Below are 21,016 nucleotides of genomic sequence, written 5' to 3'. Positions count from 1 at the left end.
CACCTTAATTATTTATTCTAACAGGTAAAATCATATATGCAAATTCATCTGTTTCAATTGGTTTAATTGTACATGGCCCAACCTCTGAATTAAAATACATATCTACAGTCTCATCTTCAATTACTCTAAGTGATTCTACAAAATATCTAGGATTAAACCCTATACTCATATTTTTCCCTTCCATTTCAGTTGTTATTTCTTCCCTTACATTACCTGTTTCTGTATTAGATAAAATAATTAAATTATCATCCTCAATAACAAACTTTACAGGATATTTTCTTCCATCAGAAGACATTAAAGATGCCCTTTCTATGCTATAAAGCAATTCTTTTGTATTTACTCTTATTTTCGTTTCATACTCATCAGGTACTATGCTTTTATAGTTTAAGTACTCTCCTTCTAGTAATCTGGACATAACCATACAGTTATTAAATTTAAAAAGTATCTGGTTTTTTGAACTAAATATCTCAACTTCGCCATCTTCAGGTTGTAATATTTTTGATATTTCATTTAATGTTTTTCCTGGAACAACAACTTTAAAATTTGTATTTTGCATATCATCAGTTTTTCTTCTCAATGCCATTCTGTATCCATCTATTGAAACAAAAGTTAACTCATTTTCGTTGCTTTCTATTAAAGATCCTGTTAATATTTCTCTGTTTTCATCTTCTCCAACAGCAAATATTGTTTCTCTAATCATATCTCTTGCTATTTTTTGACTTATCTTGAATGACTTTTCTGCCTCTATTTCAGGTAATCCTGGATAATCATCACTTGGGTTTCCTTTTATTTTAAAATGTGAATTTTCACACTCAATTAAAACATCATTATTTTCAATTAATTCAATCATTATTTCAGATTCAGGCATTCTCCTAATAATATCTCCAAACATTTTTGAATTAATTACAATAGAGCCTTTTTTTCTAATATCGGCGGACACAATACATTCTATTCTAATTTCCGAATCATTTCCAGTCATTTTAAAAATTTCATCTGCTTCTAGCAGTATCCCATCAAGCAAAGATACATTATTTTTGGTTGATACTGCTTTTTGAACAATATTTATTCCTTCCATCAGAAGTTCTTTTGAAATTATAATTTTCATAAAAAAGTAAGCCTCCTGTTTTATATAATATAAATAATAAAACCAGTAATAATAACAATAAGTGCTGTTAATTATGTGAATAACTGCTGTCAAGTCTTAAAATTAAAGGTTTTGAACCTGTTATCAATATGTAGATAAATTGTATCCTTATATCAACAAGTTAACATTAGATTAAAGTTAAAGCAGTTATACACAGTTAATTCACAAGAAGTTTTCCCCATATCAACAATTTCTGTTGATAACATTTATTTATCTCTAGCAAAAATGAGTTAACCAGTTTAATAAAAGTTTAAGCTAACTAATTTCACTTTATATAAAATAAAAACTATCTATTTTCCCAAGATATTATCCTTAATTTCATTTACTGCTCTTCTTGTTTCTGAACTTGATTCAATATCTTCTTTAATTTTTTCATATGCGTGTATAACAGTAGTATGATCTCTTCCTCCAAAAGAATTTCCTATTTTAGGAAGAGACATATCTGTAAGTTCTCTACATAAAAACATAGCAATTTGCCTTGGAAAAGCAATATCCCTAGTTCTTTTCTTTGATTTAAAGTTTTCTGGTTTTACATCAAAATATCTTGCAACTACAGCTTGGATTGATGTACAATTAATTACTTTCGTTTTATTGGCAGACAAAATATCTTTTAATGCTTCATTTGCCAAATCAATTGTAATTTCATTTTCTGTAAGAGAAGCAAAAGCAATTACTCTATTTAAAGCACCTTCAAGTTCTCTAATGTTAGATGCTATTTTATCAGCAATAAAAACCATAACATCATTAGGAACATCAAGACTTTCAAGCTGGGCCTTTTTTCTTAATATTGCAATTCTTGTTTCAAGGTCAGGTGCCTGCATGTCCGCAATAAGTCCCCATTCAAACCTTGATTTAAGACGTTCTTCCAATGTTGTAATATCTTTAGGTGGCTTATCGCTTGAAATAATAATTTGTTTATTTGCTTCATAAAGAGCATTGAAAGTGTGAAAAAATTCTTCCTGCGTTCTTTCCTTACCACCAATAAATTGTATATCATCTATTAAAAGTATATCGATATTTCTATATTTAGTTCTGAATTCTTCGTTTTTATCATCTTTAATTGCATTAATTAGTTCATTTGTAAATTTTTCAGATGATACATATAAAACTTTAAGTGAAGAATTTTCACTTAATACAAAATGACCTATGGCATGCATTAAGTGAGTTTTTCCAAGTCCCACCCCTCCATATATAAATAAAGGATTGTAAGCCTTAGCTGGAGCCTCTGAAACAGCTAAAGCAGCAGCATGTGCAAATCTATTACTATTTCCTATAACAAATGTATCAAATGTATACTTGGGGTTTAATATGGATTTTACTACATCATCGTTATTTTTTTGAGATTTTTGTTTATCCAAATTTTCAATATCGTCTTCTTCAGAAGGAACAACAAAATTTATTTTATATTCCTTAAAAGTAACCTGTTTTATAGCATTCATAATAAGACTTTGATACCTAGATTCTAAAATACCTTTATTAAAACTAGCAGGTACCGATAAATTAATGGTATCAGAGGTTAAACTCACAGGAGTAATAGTTTTAATCCATGTATTAAAGCTTATTTCGGTAAGCTCAACTTTTAGCAAATTTAAAGCTTTTCCCCAAACATCATTTATATTGATATTCATACAATTCCTCCAAAAATAAAGAATAAAACAATTTTAATTTAAAATAAAATATCTAAAATTAAACAAATAATAACTATATATTTTTGTTGTTTGTTAAATAAAAGAGCGAAAATAAATAATAATCAACTAAAAAAGTCCAGATTACACTGTCTTAAATTAAATTTAAGCTCTTTAACAAAAATTATCAGTATAATCTTTGACAATTCTAACAATGTTTAAGCATAATTGAAATAATTTTGTATATTATTTAAAAAGATGCATATAATTAACTGGTAAATATATAGTTTAAAAAAAATTCATATTTAGTTGTATAAACTAATTATCAACATATACCTGTTGATAATTAGTAAGTTATCAACAGGTATAAACTATACTATCAGACTTTTGTAGAATATTCAACATAAAAAATAAAAGATATCCACAAAAAAATTTTGGAGTTATAAACAAAAGAAATGAAAATAGTTTCTTGACATTAAATATCGATTTAATATATAATTGTTACGTTATTTTAAAATATTATCTTATATGTTTTGCTGTAAGACACTTTCCTTAAGGAAGGTAATATAAGCAAGATTTAAATAAGAATTCGGTAGGGCATGCCGACAATGCTTGTGTAGAGTTTGCATCAAATAGCTCTGTGAAGTAAGAATCTTTTTTTCCTTTAGGAAGAGGAGAATGTCAATGTTAAAGTAACTAAATGATGTTTAAAAATATTTGATATTCTTAAGAATGGAGGTGTTTTAAAATGTTAAGGACGTATCAACCTAAGAAAAGACAGAGAAAGAAAGAACATGGATTTAGAAAAAGAATGAAGACATCAAATGGAAGAAAAGTTTTAAGAAGGCGTAGATTAAAGGGAAGAAAAGTTCTTTCAGCATAAGGCCGCATGAATGTGGTCTTTTTATTTAAGTTCCTGTGATTATCTTTTAGCTTTAGTTAAAAATGGGCTTTAGATGGAGACTCTACTCCATCTAAAGATTATAAAAAAATCACCTTATAGATAAAAGGTGAATCTAGGATAAGATAAAGGAACTAAAAGTGAATGGGCAGGATATTAATAAATTTTTTTAAATTAATAAAAGATGTAGGAGATATAATGAAACATACCATTTCACTTAAAAATAATTACGAATTTAGAAGAGTTTATAGAAAAGCCAGATTTTATGCTGGACAGTTTATGGTGTTATATGTTTTAAAAAATAAGCATAATTATAATAGGCTGGGAATAACAGCAAGCAGAAAATTTGGTAAAAGTATCAAAAGAAATAGAGTTAGAAGATTGATAAAGGAAAATTATAGACAAATAGAAGAAAATATAAAAATAGGCTATGACTTGGTTGTTATTGCTAGAAAAACTGATAAAGTGCCTGAGTATATTGAAATTAAAAAAGAGATGAAATTTCTTTTTAAAAAGTTAAATATGGTAAGTAAATAAAAATAGGTTTTTATTTACAAATAAAGGAGAGATAGTGTTGATAAAAAAAATATTTATATTACCTATAAGATTTTATCAAAAGTGGATATCTCCACTTAAGATAATGCCAACTTGTAGATTTTATCCAACATGCTCTCAGTATGCTATAGACTCAATTAATAAATATGGTATAATAAAGGGTGGCTTTAAATCGGTTTTGAGAATACTAAAATGTAATCCGTTTCATCCAGGAGGATATGATCCGGTTAAGTAAAAAGAAGGGGTAAAAGATAATGTTTAGTGCTATACCATCGTTTTTTGGACAAATACTGTATTTTATATATGATGCAATACCTTTTGAATTGTATAAGTATGGGTTATCTTTAATTGTTTTAACAATATTTATAAGGACATTAATATTGCCTTTAACTTTAAAGCAGGTTAAGTCCCAAGCAAAAATGCAAGAAATACAACCTATAATAAAGGATATTCAAAAGAAGTATAAAAATGATAAAGAGAAATTAAGTCAGGAAATGATGAAGGTTTATCAGGAACATAAATATAATCCTGCAAGTGGCTGCCTTCCATTACTTGTACAAATGCCAATAATTATATCTCTTTTTGCAGTGATAAGAAGACCTTTGACATATATGTTAAAGGGCAGAGAATTTAAAGATGTTTTAATTAATGGTGAATATAAGGATATAATATTAAATGAAAGTACCATTGAAAAATTAGTAGATAAAGTACCGGCAGACAAATTAATAACAGGACATGAACAGGTGTCTGCTGCTCTTGAATTTGGATTGATTGATTTTAATTTTTTAGGTTTAAATCTTGGAATAAATCCTACTATTGATACAGAACTACTATTTGGACCTGAAATGGCTACCTATTTACCTTTGTTGTTAATACCACTTTTAGCATGTATTACAACATATTTTTCAACAAAGATGATATCAAAGAGAAATAAGAGTAATACAAACAGTAAAAAAGGTAAAAAGGATGAAAAAGCTGATGTAGCAGAGTCAATGCAAAAAAATATGCTTTTAATAGGGCCTGCTATGACACTTATATTCTCATTTCAGTTTCCTGCAGGACTAGGTTTTTACTGGATAATAGGTAATATTTATCAAATAGTGCAACAAATTTTTGTTAACAAACTCATGATAAATAAAAAGGAGGGTTAGTTTAAATAAATGACTAATAGTATTGAAAAATCGGCTAAGACCATTGAAGACGCCATTGATGTTGCTCTTTTAGAATTAGATACTTCTAAAGAAAATGTGGATATAGAAATAATTAATGAAGGTGTAAAAGGTATATTTGGACTTATAGGTAATAAGCAGGCGAAGGTTAGAGTAACTGTAAAAGAGTCAATGGCAGCAAAAGCAAAAGAGTTTTTATTAGATGTATTTGAAAAAATGAATGTAGATGCAGATATTTTGATTGAAGAGGATGAAGAGTCTATTTTTATGGATATAACAGGTGATGATATAGGCATACTTATAGGAAGAAGAGGCGAGACGTTAGATTCTCTTCAATATTTGACAAGCCTTGTTATAAACAAAGACAAGGAAATTTACAAAAGGGTAGTAATAGATATTGAAAATTATAGACAAAAAAGAGAAGAAACTTTGATTAAATTAGCAAGCAGATTGGCAGATAGAGTTGTCAGGTATAAAAAGAATATTACTTTAGAGCCAATGAATCCATATGAGAGAAGGATAATTCATTCTTCCCTACAGGAGCATAAAGATGTGGAGACCTATAGTGTAGGTGAAGAACCAAATAGAAAAGTTATGATTTGTTTAAAGTAAAAATTTTTTGTAGTATAGGAATTTGATGGACTTAAAAGTGAGAGATTTAGATAATCTGAACTTTTGTTTTTGGAATTTGAAGAGTGCTAGGTAAGTGAGTTAAAGATAAAAAGCTTTTTAGTGCATAAGCTAAATAATTATGTTGCTTATTGAATGGTTCAGGATATTAATTCTTGAACCATTTTGTTTAAAAATATAGTTTATAAAAAAGTATATCATTAAAATTATAAAAACATAGAATATTTTATAGTACTTGGAGGAATAAAATGATTGTTGAAGATACAATAGCAGCTGTTTCAACTCCTCATGGAACAGGCGGCATAGGTATTATAAGAATAAGTGGAGATAAATCTTTTGAGATAGCAAAAACCATTTTTAAAGGAAAAAATAATTTTGATAAAATAAAATCCCATACCATAAATTATGGAAAAATTATTGATCCTGTAAAAGAGGATACCATTGATGAAGTGCTTCTTACTAAAATGAAAAAACCAAATACATTTACTCGTGAAGATATTATTGAAATTAACTGTCATGGTGGAATGGTTGTTTTAAAAAAAATATTAGATTTGGTTTTTAAGCAAGGTGCAAAACCAGCTGAGCCTGGGGAATTTACTAAAAGGGCATTTTTAAATGGAAGAATTGATTTATCTCAGGCAGAAGCTGTTATTGATGTTATAAATTCAAAAACAGAAGAAAGTTCAAAAGCAGCTGTAAATCAACTTGAAGGAAAGCTGTCTTTTAAACTAAAGAATTTCCGAAAAAAATTAATTGAGATGCTGGCTCATATTGAAGTTTCTATAGATTATCCAGAACATGATATAGAAGAAATTACAGGTAAAAAGATATATGAGGAAATAATAATTATAAAAGAAAACTTAGAGGAAATAATTAAAAATTTTGAAAGAGGTAGAATTTTAAGAGAAGGTATTGATGCAGTTATTATTGGAAAACCAAATGTTGGTAAATCATCTTTATTAAATGAATTATCAGGAAAAAGCAGAGCTATAGTAACTGATATACCAGGTACTACAAGAGATATACTTGAAGAATATGTAAATATTAATGGGGTTCCAGTAAGAATAATTGATACTGCAGGAATTAGAGAGACAAAAGATGCTGTTGAAATAATAGGAGTTGAAAAGGCACATAGGGCAGTTGAAGAAGCAGAACTTGTTATTATGATGATTGATGCTAAAAAAGGTTTTACCCATGAAGATTCTGCTATACTAGAAAAAATATCATCAAAAAAACTTATTGTTTTGATAAACAAAATTGATAAGGTAAGTGAAAAAGATGTTAATAATATAGAAAAAAATCTTAAGGAAATAAAATATATAAAAACATCACTAAAAGAAGAAATAGGAATTGACAAAATAGGAGATATGATAACTAAACTTTTTGCAAAGGGAGAAATTAATTTAAACAATCAAATACTTTTGACAAATATAAGGCATAAATCTTTAATAGATAAGGCAATTTCAAGTATTGATGATGCAATGGCTGCATATAAAAATAAAATGCCTTTAGATTTAATGTCAATAGATATTGTTAGTGCGGCAGATTTTTTAGGAGAAATAACAGGTGAATCTGTAAAGGATGATGTAATTCATGAAATTTTTTCAAGATTTTGTCTTGGTAAATAGCGAGAAATGGAAGGGATAATTATGGAATTTATTGCAGGTGAATATGAAGTTGTTGTTATTGGTGCAGGACATGCTGGATGTGAAGCAGCATTGGCATCAGCTAGAAAGAATATTAAAACAGTAATTTTTTCAATTAATTTAGATAGTGTTGCAAATATGCCATGTAATCCAAGCATAGGAGGTACTGCTAAGGGGCATCTTGTAAGGGAAATAGATGCTTTAGGTGGAGAAATGGGAAAAATTGCAGACAAGACACTTATACAGTCAAAGATGCTCAACAGAGCAAAGGGGCCGGCGGTTTTTTCACTTAGAGCTCAGATAGATAGAAGAGAATATCAGTCGGAAATGAAAAATGTGTTGGAGATGCAGGAAAATTTAGATTTAAAACAGGCAGAAATAATTGAATTAATTACAGAAGATATAGGTGGGAGAAAAAAAGTAACAGGTGTAAAAACACATACAGGTACAATATATAAATGCAAAGCTGTGATTATGACCACAGGAACATATTTAAAGTCTAAAATAATAATTGGTAATATAAGTTATAGTAGTGGTCCTGATGGTCTATTTCCTGCTAATAAACTTTCAGACAGTTTAAAGGAACTAAATATAGATTTATTGAGATTTAAAACAGGAACACCTGCTCGTGTGAACAAAAGAAGTATAGATTTTTCTAAAATGGAAGAACAGCCGGGAGATGATAGAATAATACCATTTTCTTTTGAAAATGAAGAAATTAACATAGAGCAGATTTTATGCCATCTTACTTATACAAACAAAAAGACACATGAGGTTATAAGAAATAATCTTCATAGATCTCCTTTATTTGGGGGTTTAATAGAGGGAATAGGTCCAAGGTACTGTCCGTCAATAGAAGATAAGGTTTCAAGATTTAAGGATAAAGAAAGACATCAAATATTTATAGAACCAATGGGTCTAAAAACACAGGAAATGTACTTACAGGGTATGTCATCAAGTCTTCCAGAAGATGTACAAAATGAAATGATAAAAACTCTACCTGGTCTTGAAAATGTTTCGGTTATGAGAAGTGCCTACGCTATTGAGTATGATTGTATAGATCCAACTCAGCTTAAACTTACATTAGAACTTAGAAATATAGACGGGCTTTTTTCTGCAGGTCAAATAAATGGAAGTTCTGGATATGAAGAGGCGGCAGCTCAAGGACTCATAGCAGGAATTAATGCAGCACTTAAAATAAAAGGAGAAGAGACTATAACATTAGATAGATCTCAGGCGTATATAGGGGTACTAATAGATGACCTTGTAACAAAAGGAACAAATGAACCTTACAGGATGATGACTTCAAGAGCGGAATATAGACTACTTTTAAGACAGGATAATGCAGATTTAAGACTTACTCCTTTAGGATATGATAAAGGTTTGATATCTGAAGAGAGATATTTAAAATTTAAAGAAAAAAAGAGACGTATAGAAGAAGAAATTTCAAGGTTAGAAAAGACTGTAGTTCCGCCGAAAGAAAAACAAATAGAATACCTAAAAAAAATGAACAGCACACCTATTAAAAGCGGTGTTAAACTTAAAGATTTATTAAAAAGACCTGAAATAAGTTATGATTCACTAAAAGAAATTGATGATAATATGCCTGATTTAAGTTTTACAATAAAAGAACAGGTTTCTGTAACAGTAAAGTATGAAGGGTATATAAAAAGGCAGATGATGCAGGTTGGACAGTTTAAGAAGCTTGAAAAGAAAAAACTTAATAAAGATATAAATTATGAAGAAATAAAAGGGCTTAGAATTGAAGCAAGGCAAAAGCTTAATAAGGTTAAACCTGAATCGGTTGGACAGGCTTCAAGAATATCGGGAGTATCTCCTGCAGATATTTCAGTGCTTTTAATTTATTTAGAATCTTTAAAAAAGAGAGGAGATTTATAAATTGAATGAATACAGCTTGAGTGAACTTCTATTAAATGGAGCATCAAAATTTGATGTTGATTTGGAAAAGAGAGATATTGATAATTTTTTTAAATATAAAGACATTTTATTAGAGTGGAATGAAAAAATAAATTTAACAGCAATTGAAGATGAAAAGGAAATAATAATTAAACATTTTATTGATTCAATAAGTATATCTCCATTCATAAAAGAAGAACACAAAAATATAATTGATGTAGGTACTGGAGCAGGATTTCCGGGAATACCTTTAAAAATTATAAAAAAAGACTTAAATATAACACTTTTAGATTCTCTTGAAAAGAGAGTCAAATTTTTAAATGAAGTAATAGATAAGCTAGATTTAAAAGACATAAAAGCTATTCATTCAAGAGCTGAAGATAAAGGTGTATCAAAAGATTTTAGGGAAATATTTAATATAGCTTTGGCAAGAGCAGTTGCAAATTTACCTGTCTTGCTTGAATACTGTCTGCCATTTGTAAAGGTAGGAGGTCTTTTTATTGCAATGAAAGGCAGTAAAGTGGAAGAACTAGACAATTCTAAAAAGGCTCTGGATATATTAGGAGGTAAAGTTGAAGATGTTATTAAATTTGATTTACCTTTTTCAGATATAAAAAGAAATATAATAATTATAAAAAAGTTTCGACATTCACCGACAAAATATCCCAGAAAAAGTGGAAAACCTTCAAAAAAGCCTTTGGTTTAACTCGTAAAATGCAGTAATACAAAGCATTTGGGCGAACGATTCTTTGTTTAAAAAAAAGGATTTATACATTCGTGGTAGAATATTCATTTGTACAATATTTTTATTAAATGCAATAAGTATTTTACATCTATAACTTATAGTGGTATATATAAATTAGAGAAATAAGTATTGCCTCAACAAAAATATAAGATATATATAAGTACTATTGCTAGATAAAAGTTTAACAAATGATAAATATAATAAATTTGCAAAGGATGGTGCCCTATGTTAGAAAACAGATTACAAATAGCAAGAGAGGAAAACAAAAAGAATTTAAAAAACATTATTAATTTACCAGTTGAAAGCATTAGACCAAATCCATATCAACCTAGAAAACAATTTAATAAAATTCCAATGGAAGAACTTTGTGAATCAATAAAGCAATATGGAATTATTCAACCTATTAGTGTTAGAAAAATATCAAACAATATGTATGAGCTTGTAGCAGGTGAGAGAAGATTAAGGGCTTCTAAAATGGCTGGATTAGAAGATATACCAGCTATAATTGTAGATATTAATGACAATGATTCTGCAGTTTTAGCTCTTATAGAAAATCTTCAAAGAGAAGATTTAAGTTATATGGAAGAGGCTGAAGGATATAATAATTTAATTAATGATCATGGATTTACACAAGAAGTACTTGCTCATAAAATTGGTAAAAGTCAATCTACAATAGCAAACAAAATAAGATTATTAAAACTTCCCCCACTTGTTAAAAAAATGCTTTCTGATAATAATTTAACCGAAAGACATGCAAGAGCACTTCTAAAACTCCATGATGAACAGCTTCAACTAAAAGTTTTGAAGCATGTATGTGAAAAAGGTTTGAATGTTAAGAAAACAGAGGATTTAATAGAAAGGGCAATTGAAAAGTATACTAAAAGACAAAAAGAAAAGAAAAACAAACCACAGTTTACTAAAGCTATAAAAGATATCAGAATATTTGTAAATACAATAAAGCAAGCTATAGAACTTATGAAAAAGTCAGGAGTGGATGCAAAAGCAGCTCAATTTGACAGAGGAAGCTATTATGAATTTATTGTAAGAGTGCCTAAGTAAGGGCTAAAAAATAATCTGATTTTTAACCCTTTAAACGATAGATGTATATATTATAAGAGATTCAGGTGGAGATTATACTCCACCTGAAGGCTATAATAGAAAATTCACTTTAATATAAGGTGGGGTTTTAAAATATAATTAATATTTTACCAGAAAAATTAGTTTAATTTTTATTAAATTATACCGATAAATATATTAGGAAAGATTAATTTTAAATATATTTTGAGGTGAGAAATAATGAAAGGTAAATTTAGCAATAAATCAAAAATCCTACTAAAAAATTTAAAAGATAATTTTATTGATAAGGTAAAAAAAATAAAAGATACAGATTTTAAAAAGGTATTTGATAAAGATTATAATATAATTAGAAGAACAAAAGTTAGAAACAGATTAATAATAACTCTTATTGCTATATCAACAGTACCCCTTATAATTACAGGTGTATTTTCCTTTTCTATATCAAAAAACTCAATAAACACTAAAATTAATGATTACACAAATCAAATAGTAGATCAAGTTGAGAATAATATAGATAATGAATTAGAAAGTCTTAGAGATTTTTCTTTTGAATTGAGCACTTCACAAACGTTACAGGAAAATATAAGAATTCTTAATGATGACACAAATCAAAACAATATATCAGCAGAAAGAGAAATAAGTGACTTTTTAGTGTCAAGACTGTCTAACAATAATTCTATTTCATTTGCTAGAGTACTACCGGATAATTATTCACAAATAGATTTACGCAGTAATAGTTTTTTCGATGATGAGCAAGTTATTGAGGACATGAAAGGACTTATAGAAGAAAATGAAAGATCTACAATAATAAGTTCAGTTAAAAGAGATAATGACTATTATTTATTATCTGCACGCATAATTTATGACTTGAGGACAAATCAAAAACAGGGATATTTATTTATGAGCATAGAAAATAGTGTTATTGGTAATTTATATAGAGATATATATTTAGGAGATGGGGCAGATTTATTTATTATTGATTCAGAAGGAAGAAATGTATCAAACAGGAATATGACAAACCTTGGTGAATATTATGATGAGCCTGATTTAATTAATAACTTACATCTTGAAGCTGATAATACTTCTATAAGTTTTAATGAACATGCGGTTTTTTACGAAAAGATAAGTGGTACTGATTGGTTTTTAGTAGGAAAAATACCTTATTCATATATAAATGAAGAGCCTAACAGAATAAGACTGTCAATGATATTTTTTGTTGTACTGTTTATTTTAATTTCCATGATGCTTTCATACATTATATCTATGAGCATAGCAAAGCCGTTAAATAAAATGAGAAATTTAATTAATGAAGCAAAAAAAGGAAATTTAGCTTTAACTATAAATGATAATGGAAAAGATGAAATAACAGATGTAATAACAGGTTTTAATCATATGTTAGTAAGTATAAGAAAGTTAATAGATCAGGTTGGAAGTTCATCTAAAAAAGTTATAAAAAGTTCTAAACTGGTTAATAGTTCAGCAAATAAATCTAATGTAAGTTCAAAACAAATAAGTGAAGTTATACAGCAGGTAGCAGTTGGTTCAGCAGATCAAGCTGAAAACGTTGCAAGTTGTGCAGAAAGTATAAGTACCCTTGCAATGGGAATTAATAAAGTTGAAAATAGTATGGAAACAGTATCTGATGTTGCAGACAATACAAAAAAACTTAGTTACGATGCTATTGAAATTGTAAAATTACTAAATGATAAAGCTTTTCAAACAAATTCAGCATCAGAAAAAGTAATTGAGGATATTGATTCTTTAAGTGCTAATATGGAACAAGTAGTGAAGATAGTTAAAACAATGTCTCAAATTGCAGATCAAACAAACCTGCTTTCTTTAAATGCTTCTATAGAGGCTGCAAAAGCAGGTGATGCAGGAAGAGGTTTTTCTGTAGTTGCAAATGAAGTTAAAAAACTTGCAGATCAATCTAAAGATTCATCTAAAGATATAAAAAATATAATAATGAATATTTTACAAAAAACCCAAAATACAAAAGATGTTGCTTATGAGGCTAATGAAGTTGTAAACGAACAATTAAAGATAGTTAAAAAAACTGATTATTCTTTTAAAGAAATAAATAAATCTATGAAAAATTTAATGGATTGTGTTGAGGAAGTATCTGGTTCTATTAAAAAAGTTTTAGAATCAAAAGATGAAGCCTCAGAATCAATACAAAATATTTCAGCTATTTCCGAGGAAACTGCTTCAATAGCTCAGGAAGTATCTGCTACAACACAGGAGCAGGCAGCCACTTCAGAGGAACTAACAAATTTATCTGAAGACCTTGATAAAATGGCGAATTTGCTAAGTGAAGCAATATCAGTTTTTAAAACAGAGTAAAAGTGAACTCGTTTAGCTAAAGCTAAATAAATATTATAACGTATAATGATTAAAAAGAATAATTTGGTAATAAAAAGGGCATAATTTCATATTATGCTCTTTTTATATATGTAGCTGTAATATATCTAAAATTTTGGTTAAAGTCTTGAGGTGAAAGGCTTTTAACAGGGGAATAAATTTAATATACTTATAAGTGGTGAAAAATATACTAAAAAAAGTGGACAGTATTATAAATCTTTATTAAAATAGATATGAATGACTAATAATTTAAAATTTATCGTAAAAGAACCACAGAGTTCTCTAAAAAATAAAAAAATTCATGGTAGACAGCGAATTTTTTGGACTAACTTAGAAATAACGCCCTATTCTCAAGCACAAAACTCCAATGATTTAACGGTTTTTGAGCGATGAAAAGGGATGTTAGTTCTTAACCATTACTTATTAACATAGAACATTTTGAAATAGAAATATAGGAAAAGAGGTACAGAGATGTCAGATAATAATCAAACAAACACACAAAGGATTATACCTGTTGATATTGAGTCAGAAATGAAAAAGTCATTTATAGATTATGCAATGAGTGTAATAATAGACCGTGCTTTACCAGATGTAAGGGATGGTTTAAAACCTGTACATAGAAGAATACTCTACGCAATGCATGGTCTAGGGTTTACTCCTGATAAAACACACAGAAAGTGTGCAACTACAGTGGGTGAAGTTTTGGGTAAATATCATCCTCATGGAGATGCAGCAGTATATGATAGTATGGTTCGTATGGCACAGGAATTTTCTCTTAGATATATGCTTGTTGACGGTCATGGTAATTTTGGATCTGTAGATGGGGATCCACCTGCAGCAATGAGATATACAGAGTCTAGGTTGTCTAAAATTTCTCTGGAAATGTTGAAGGAAATAAATAAAGATACTGTTGATTTTAAACCTAATTTTGATGATCATGAATTTGAGCCTGTTGTATTACCTTCTAGGTTTCCAAATCTTTTGGTAAATGGATCTTCAGGTATTGCTGTTGGTATGGCAACAAATATTCCACCTCATAATTTAGGAGAAGTTATAGATGGAATAAACAAGGTAATAGATGATTCTGAGATAACAGCTGAAGATCTCAATAAGGTAATAAAAGGTCCTGATTTTCCTACAGGTGCAACTATAGTTGGAAAAAGGGGAATTCGAGATGCTTTTAAAACAGGAAGAGGAAGAGTGGTAGTTCGTGCCGTTACAAATATAGAACAAATGAACACAAATAAGCAGAGGATAGTTGTTACAGAATTGCCTTATCAGGTTAATAAAGCAAGATTAGTTGAAAAAATTGCTGAATTGGTTAAAGATAAAAGAGTAGAAAGCATTTCTGATTTAAGAGATGAATCAGATAGAAATGGAATGCGAATTGTTATAGAACTAAAAAAAGATGCAAATGCAAATGTTGTGTTAAATCAGCTTTATAAAAACACTCAGCTTCAAGATAGTTTCAGCGTTAACATGCTTGCCCTTGTTCAGACAGAGGATAAAAAATTTGAGCCTCGTGTAATTAATATGAGGCAGGCTATTGATTATTATATAAATCATCAGAAAGATGTTATTGTAAGAAGGACAAAATTTGACCTCAATAAAGCTGAGGCAAGAGCTCATATTTTAGAAGGATTAAAAATAGCAATAGATAATCTTGATGAAGTTATAAGAATAATTAGAGCATCGAAAAGTGAAGCTCTTGCAAAAGAAAGTTTAATGGAAAGATTTTCTTTTACTGATAAGCAGGCACAGGCAATCGTAGATATGAGACTGGGAAGGCTTACAGCCTTAGAAAGAGAAAAACTTGAAAATGAATATCAGGAACTTTTAAAAAAGATAAAATATTTTAAGGATATTTTGGCAAATGAATTTATGGTTTTAAATATTATAAAAGATGAATTAAATGAAATAAAGCATAAATATGCGGATGAGAGAAGAACACAAATAGTGCCAGATGAAAGTGATATAGATATTGAAGATTTAATTGAAGAAGAGGAAAGTGTTATAACCCTTACTCATTATGGTTACGTAAAGAGAATTCCTGCTGATACCTATAAAAGCCAGAGACGAGGAGGAAAAGGGATTGTTGGATTAAGCACTAGAGAAGAAGATTTTGTAGAAAGATTATTTATTACATCAACACATAATTTTATGCTCTTTTTCACCAATAAAGGTAAGGTTTATAGGCTTAAAGCTTATGAAATACCTGAGTCAGGACGTCAGGCAAAGGGAACAGCTATTGTTAATTTGTTGCAATTAGATCAGGATGAGAAAGTTGAAACTGTAATTCCAATTACAGAATATAAAGAAAATCAATTTCTTATTCTGGCAACTAAAAATGGTGTAGTCAAAAAAACCAGACTTATGGAATATAACAATATAAGAAAAGGAGGTCTTACAGCTGTTTCATTAAGAGAAAATGATGAACTTATAGATGTAAGACTTACTGACGGGGAAAAGGATATTATTCTTGTTACTAGAAATGGAATGTCAATAAGATTTAATGAAAAGGATGCAAGACCATTAGGAAGAGTATCTCAGGGCGTGAGAGGTATCAAGCTTTCAGAAGGTGATGAAGTAATTGGAATGGGAGCATTTATTGAAAATACAAGTCTTCTAGTTGTAACAGAAAAAGGTTTTGGAAAAAGGACAGAGCTTAGCGAGTATAAGGTGCAAACCAGAGGAGGAAAAGGAATTCTCACATATAGAGTAACAGAGAAAACTGGAAAAATTGCAGGTACAAAGCTGGTTTGTGAAGATGATGACGTTATGCTTATCAGTTCAGATGGTACAATTATAAGAATAAGTGCTAAAGATATTAGTCTTTTAGGAAGAGCAACTCAAGGAGTTACACTTATGAGAATGGATTCTAAAACATATTTAGTAAGTGTTGCAAGGATAATAAATGAAGTTGATGATAATGAGGAATGTGAAGAAGAAACAGAAGAAGATTAGAATTTTACTCTAATAGGGTTTTAAAGAAAAATGAATATTTTTAGCTAGCTAAAAATATAAGCTTAAAGGGGAGATTCTACTCAACCTTAAGATTATAAGAAAAACAACAACTTGTAGAAGGTGTTGTTTTAGAAGAATATAAAAGCGAAGGGATTAGAACCTTCGCTTTTAAATATGTTTTTATATCCTATCATAGTGCTTTAGCTTTTTTCAGTTACAAGCTATTATATAATGCCAATTTAACCCTATCATAGTGCTTTCGCTTTATTCTAAAGTTTTAAATAAAAAACACCAGTAAAAAATAAAGACAAATTTGCCGATGTTCTTAATAAGGCAAAGTAAAATTATAAAATTTTTTTAATGGCTAATAAAGTGCATTGCTTTCTGGCATCAAAAAAGTCTACCGAAAAGCTGTACTTTAAAGAATTACCCTAGCCTTAAATCGGCGAAGCCGACTTTTTTATTTATAATCTGTGGATTAATTTTTTTAATGAGGTGAAAGCATAATGATAAAAAATCTATACAAAAAGATAAAAGGGAAAAAGAAAATCTTAAAAAAAAATAATGATAAAAAAGAAAAAAGTAGTAATAATTTTATATTAGCAATTTTAGTAACTGTTATTGGTGTATTTAGAAGAGTAAAAGTTAAATTTAGATTGATGGCATCATTTCTTATTCTTTCTATAATACCTTTAGTTTTGCTTGGAGTTTTTTCTTATAATTTATCAAAAAATTCTATAGAGACTAAAATAGAAATGTATTCTCAACAAATTATTGAACAAGCTGAAAGTAATTTATATTCAGAATTAGAAAAACACGGTAACTATGCTTTAGAAATAGCTCATTCAAGTGATGTACAGGAGGCACTAGGAATTATTAATGATGAAAGCCAAAATGAATATGAAATACACAGGGCAAATTCTGATTTAAGAGATGTACTTACTAGAAGGCTAGCATCAGTAAGGTCTGTCAATTTTGGATCAATATTTTTAGAAGATGAAATGATTCATTATTCAGTAAATCATTATTTAAATAATCATTTAATAGAAGAAGGAGAAAGAATACGAGAACTTGCTGAAGATGGAGGTGGAAGTCCTGTTTGGACACCAGTTGAATACGATGAATCTTATCATTTAATAATTACAAGGAGAATAAATAATCTTAGAACAAGCGAAAGACTTGGTTATATTATGATTGGATTGAGAAATGAGAGTTTTTTAAATGTATATAGTGACATTAATCTTGGGGAAGGTGCAGATTTATTTATTATTGATTCTAACGGAAGATATGTCTCGAACAGGAGAATGGAGGGTCTTGGCAGCAACCATGAGAATAAAGATTTTGTAAATAAAATACTTACAAATGAGGATTCTACATCGACAAACTTTGATTTTGATGGACATATGGTTTCGTATAAGTCTATTGAGGGAACTGATTGGATTTTAGTTGGAAAAATACCTTTTTCATATATTAATGAAGATACAAATACAATAAAGAATTCTGTTATGTTCTTTATTGCCATTTGTATAATTTTCTCAATAATATTTTCATATCTTATATCCATGAGTATATCATTTCCTCTTAAAAACATGGGAAAATTAATTAATGAGGGTAAAGAGGGAAATCTAGCTCATGATATAGAAGATAACAGTAGAGATGAAATAGCAGACGTAATAAGAGGATTTAACCATATGATAAAAAATATAAGAAAACTTATTGGACAGGTAAGCAATTCATCTCAAAAAGTTATAAAAAACTCATTATTAGTTAATACAGCATCTGAGAAATCTAAAATTGCTTCAAAACAGATTAGTGAGGTAATGAATCAGGTGGCTATTGGTGCAAGTGAACAGGCTGAAAATTCATCAAGTGGCGTTGAAAGCATTAATGTTTTATCAGAGGACATTAACAAAGTGGATAAAAACATGGATTTTGTGGCTGAAACGGCGAATGGAACAAAGCAACTAAGTCATAATGCATTAAATATAGTAAAAACCTTAAATGAAAAAGCATTTCAAACAAGCTCTGCATCTGGGCAGGTTATTAAAGATATAAATAATTTAAGTAAAGATATGGAACAAATAGTTAAAATAATAAAAACCATATCTACAATTGCAGATCAGACAAACCTTCTTTCACTAAATGCTTCAATTGAGGCAGCAAAAGCAGGAGAAGCAGGAAGAGGTTTTTCTGTAGTTGCAAATGAGGTAAAAAAGTTAGCAGATCAATCTAAAGAGTCATCAAAAGAAATTAAAATTATAATTGATGGTATTCTTCAAAAGACTGACAACACTACAAAAGTTGCACACAATGCAAATGAGTTTATGGAAGAGCAATTAAATATTGTTAAAGAAACAGATAATTCATTTAAATCTATACATAAATCAATGGAAAGTTTAATAGAACGAGTAGATAATGTATCTCAGTCAATAAAAAGTGCTCTTGAATCAAAAAAAGATACTTCAGAATCAATACAAAATATATCTGCAATATCTCAGGAAACCGCATCAATAGCTGAAGAAGTTTCAGCTACAACTCAGGAACAGGTAGCATCATCAGAAGAGTTATCCCAACTATCGAAAAACCTAGATGAAATGTCTAAAAAACTTAATGAATCAATATCAGTTTTTAAAATAGAATAACTGATATAAAAACATTTGTAGGTGCGTAAAGGATAATTTTTATAAAGTTAAAAATTATAATATGAATTTTTTCATTTATAAAAGTGAACTCGTTTAGCTAAAATTAAACATCGAGGCTTCAGGTGGAGACTCAACTCCACCTTATGAAAGGTGGGGTCTTAGAATAAGATAATATATATAGTAAAAAACGTTCAGTGTTGACTGAACGTTTTTTGTACTTTATGGTAAATTAATTTTGAGTAATAATTTTCTTTGGTACATTTAATAATAAGGTATGTGTTATTAAATTCTTGTATTTTTTATGAGGGAGGATAAACTTTTGAAAAACAAACTATTATTTAAAAGGTATTTTTATTTTATTTCTATCATAATACTTATAATGCTTGTATCATGTAAATATCAATCAGAACAAAATCCTTTAGAAGGAGAACAAATACCTGATATGGGAAACATACCCCGTACCGGCCAATGGATTAATTTAACAGATGAACAAATTGAGATGATGAAGCTTGAAGGAGGAGCTGAAATAGAAGGGAGAAAACCTAATCCAATATCAAATAATTTGCTTCAACAAAAATATCCGAATATTTTAGTGCTTCGAGGTTCATTGAATGATAAAAGAGTTGCACTAACTTTTGATGATGGTCCAGATCCTAGGTATACACCTCAAATTCTCGATATTTTAAAGAAATATGATGCTAAAGCCACATTTTTTTTAGTTGGAGCAAGAGCAGCTGCACATAGAGGTATAACTGAAAGAATAGTTGAGGAAGGACATGCAGTGGGAAATCACACTTACTGGCATCCTAATCTCAGCAAAGAGGGTGTGGAAAGATTAGAGTGGGAAGTTACAGATACAGAAAATGTACTAAATGAAATACTGGGATATAAGCCAAGTTTATTTCGGCCACCTTATGGAGCACTGAATGAAGAATTAGTTGAGAAAGTTGGTGAATTGGGAAATTCAGCTATTGGCTGGTCAGTTGATTCTTTAGATTGGATGCAGCTTTCACCTGAACAAATAAAAAACAATGTTCTTAGCAATATTCATCCAGGAGCAATTATACTTATGCACGATGGAGGACATTGGACTATGGATTTACTGGGTACAGTACAGTCATTGCATGAAATAATTCCTGAACTTCAAGAAGATGGAGTTGAATTTGTGACGGTTCCAGAACTTATTGATATTAATGATAGAAAGTGAACTCGTTTAGCTAAAGTTAAACATCGAGGCTTCAGGTGGAGACTCAACTCCACCTGAAGATTTATAAGAGCAATTCTACCTTATAGAAGGTGGAGTCTTAGAACAAGATAAATTTTTAAGTTAAAGCTAAGTATTAAAACTTATATCAGAGACACTGCTATATCTAAGGAAGAAACATTATTGCTGCTTTAAATAGCGTTTTGTATATAAAATAAAAGTTTAAAAGAGAGCTTTATTTATTAAAAAGTCTTATAATCAAGTAAAACTAAGAAATATAAATACAAATTGAATTAATTGTGATAAATGATAATGAAGGTTGGTTGATAACAATCAATTAAGTTGATATATTAATATAGCTGTCGCTGATTGATGACATGACAAAAAAACTTTTTTTAAAAAAGTATTGACATAAGAAGTGCAGCGTGTTAATATG

General features: G+C 29.1%; 15 protein-coding genes. 13 read left to right on the top strand and 2 right to left on the bottom strand.

Annotated features, from left to right (window positions below; translation table 11 throughout):
- Positions 1-4 precede the first annotated feature (4 nt).
- Together dnaN and dnaA are read right to left on the bottom strand one after the other, a co-directional pair.
- The gene (gene dnaN / locus RBH29_RS06130) at positions 5-1,105 is read right to left on the bottom strand and encodes a DNA polymerase III subunit beta (RefSeq protein WP_306695894.1); all 1,101 of its coding nucleotides are present in this window, start codon (positions 1,103-1,105) and stop codon (positions 5-7) included.
- A gap of 329 nt (positions 1,106-1,434) precedes the next feature.
- Entirely contained in the window at positions 1,435-2,772 is a 1,338-nt protein-coding gene (dnaA, locus tag RBH29_RS06125; protein ID WP_306695893.1) for a chromosomal replication initiator protein DnaA, read from the bottom strand.
- 745 nt (positions 2,773-3,517) lie between these two features.
- Here dnaA and rpmH point away from each other — a divergent pair.
- The 13 genes from rpmH to RBH29_RS06060 all read left to right on the top strand — a co-directional run bounded on the left by rpmH (position 3,518) and on the right by RBH29_RS06060 (position 20,583).
- Positions 3,518-3,652: a 50S ribosomal protein L34 gene (rpmH, locus tag RBH29_RS06120; RefSeq protein ID WP_069195390.1), complete on the top strand. Its 135-nt coding sequence runs from the start codon at positions 3,518-3,520 to the stop codon at positions 3,650-3,652.
- Positions 3,653-3,868: 216 nt separating this feature from the next.
- Entirely contained in the window at positions 3,869-4,207 is a 339-nt protein-coding gene (gene rnpA / locus RBH29_RS06115) for a ribonuclease P protein component (protein ID WP_306695892.1), read from the top strand.
- A gap of 40 nt (positions 4,208-4,247) precedes the next feature.
- On the top strand, positions 4,248-4,460 hold the full coding sequence (gene yidD, locus RBH29_RS06110) for a membrane protein insertion efficiency factor YidD (RefSeq protein ID WP_306695945.1): 213 nt from the start codon (positions 4,248-4,250) through the stop codon (positions 4,458-4,460).
- Positions 4,461-4,479: 19 nt separating this feature from the next.
- On the top strand, positions 4,480-5,376 hold the full coding sequence (locus RBH29_RS06105; protein ID WP_306695891.1) for a YidC/Oxa1 family membrane protein insertase: 897 nt from the start codon (positions 4,480-4,482) through the stop codon (positions 5,374-5,376).
- 9 nt (positions 5,377-5,385) lie between these two features.
- Entirely contained in the window at positions 5,386-6,006 is a 621-nt protein-coding gene (gene jag / locus RBH29_RS06100; protein WP_306695890.1) for an RNA-binding cell elongation regulator Jag/EloR, read from the top strand.
- A 266-nt stretch (positions 6,007-6,272) separates the two neighbouring features.
- On the top strand, positions 6,273-7,652 hold the full coding sequence (gene mnmE, locus RBH29_RS06095) for a tRNA uridine-5-carboxymethylaminomethyl(34) synthesis GTPase MnmE (RefSeq protein WP_306695889.1): 1,380 nt from the start codon (positions 6,273-6,275) through the stop codon (positions 7,650-7,652).
- Between the two features lie 21 nt (positions 7,653-7,673).
- Positions 7,674-9,569: a tRNA uridine-5-carboxymethylaminomethyl(34) synthesis enzyme MnmG gene (gene mnmG / locus RBH29_RS06090; RefSeq protein ID WP_306695888.1), complete on the top strand. Its 1,896-nt coding sequence runs from the start codon at positions 7,674-7,676 to the stop codon at positions 9,567-9,569.
- Position 9,570: 1 nt separating this feature from the next.
- Positions 9,571-10,293, top strand: a complete 723-nt coding sequence (gene rsmG / locus RBH29_RS06085; RefSeq protein ID WP_306695887.1) for a 16S rRNA (guanine(527)-N(7))-methyltransferase RsmG — start codon at positions 9,571-9,573, stop codon at positions 10,291-10,293.
- Between the two features lie 264 nt (positions 10,294-10,557).
- Positions 10,558-11,391, top strand: a complete 834-nt coding sequence (gene noc / locus RBH29_RS06080) for a nucleoid occlusion protein (protein ID WP_306695886.1) — start codon at positions 10,558-10,560, stop codon at positions 11,389-11,391.
- A gap of 237 nt (positions 11,392-11,628) precedes the next feature.
- Positions 11,629-13,752: a methyl-accepting chemotaxis protein gene (locus RBH29_RS06075; RefSeq protein ID WP_306695885.1), complete on the top strand. Its 2,124-nt coding sequence runs from the start codon at positions 11,629-11,631 to the stop codon at positions 13,750-13,752.
- A gap of 489 nt (positions 13,753-14,241) precedes the next feature.
- Positions 14,242-16,734: a DNA gyrase subunit A gene (gene gyrA, locus RBH29_RS06070; RefSeq protein ID WP_306695884.1), complete on the top strand. Its 2,493-nt coding sequence runs from the start codon at positions 14,242-14,244 to the stop codon at positions 16,732-16,734.
- A 506-nt stretch (positions 16,735-17,240) separates the two neighbouring features.
- Positions 17,241-19,376, top strand: coding sequence for a methyl-accepting chemotaxis protein (locus RBH29_RS06065; protein WP_306695883.1), 2,136 nt, complete (start codon positions 17,241-17,243; stop codon positions 19,374-19,376).
- A 319-nt stretch (positions 19,377-19,695) separates the two neighbouring features.
- A complete protein-coding gene (locus tag RBH29_RS06060; protein WP_306695882.1) occupies positions 19,696-20,583 on the top strand; it encodes a polysaccharide deacetylase family protein in 888 nt (295 codons plus the stop codon).
- Positions 20,584-21,016 lie beyond the last annotated feature (433 nt).

Origin of the sequence: Herbivorax alkaliphila, assembly GCF_030848475.1 — a bacterium.
Lineage (GTDB): Bacteria > Bacillota > Clostridia > Acetivibrionales > Acetivibrionaceae > Herbivorax.
The sequence above is the reverse complement of the archived record's forward strand: the minus strand, read 5'-3'. Positions and strand labels throughout refer to the sequence as shown.

Coding starts and splice junctions, on each gene's coding strand:
- rnpA (WP_306695892.1), top strand. CDS start 3,869: ATGAAACATACCATTTCACTTAAAAATAATTACGAATTTAGAAGAGTT.
- gyrA (WP_306695884.1), top strand. CDS start 14,242: ATGTCAGATAATAATCAAACAAACACACAAAGGATTATACCTGTTGAT.
- rpmH (WP_069195390.1), top strand. CDS start 3,518: ATGTTAAGGACGTATCAACCTAAGAAAAGACAGAGAAAGAAAGAACAT.
- jag (WP_306695890.1), top strand. CDS start 5,386: ATGACTAATAGTATTGAAAAATCGGCTAAGACCATTGAAGACGCCATT.
- mnmG (WP_306695888.1), top strand. CDS start 7,674: ATGGAATTTATTGCAGGTGAATATGAAGTTGTTGTTATTGGTGCAGGA.
- mnmE (WP_306695889.1), top strand. CDS start 6,273: ATGATTGTTGAAGATACAATAGCAGCTGTTTCAACTCCTCATGGAACA.
- RBH29_RS06105 (WP_306695891.1), top strand. CDS start 4,480: ATGTTTAGTGCTATACCATCGTTTTTTGGACAAATACTGTATTTTATA.
- dnaN (WP_306695894.1), bottom strand. CDS start 1,105: ATGAAAATTATAATTTCAAAAGAACTTCTGATGGAAGGAATAAATATT.
- dnaA (WP_306695893.1), bottom strand. CDS start 2,772: ATGAATATCAATATAAATGATGTTTGGGGAAAAGCTTTAAATTTGCTA.
- RBH29_RS06075 (WP_306695885.1), top strand. CDS start 11,629: ATGAAAGGTAAATTTAGCAATAAATCAAAAATCCTACTAAAAAATTTA.
- RBH29_RS06065 (WP_306695883.1), top strand. CDS start 17,241: ATGATAAAAAATCTATACAAAAAGATAAAAGGGAAAAAGAAAATCTTA.
- noc (WP_306695886.1), top strand. CDS start 10,558: ATGTTAGAAAACAGATTACAAATAGCAAGAGAGGAAAACAAAAAGAAT.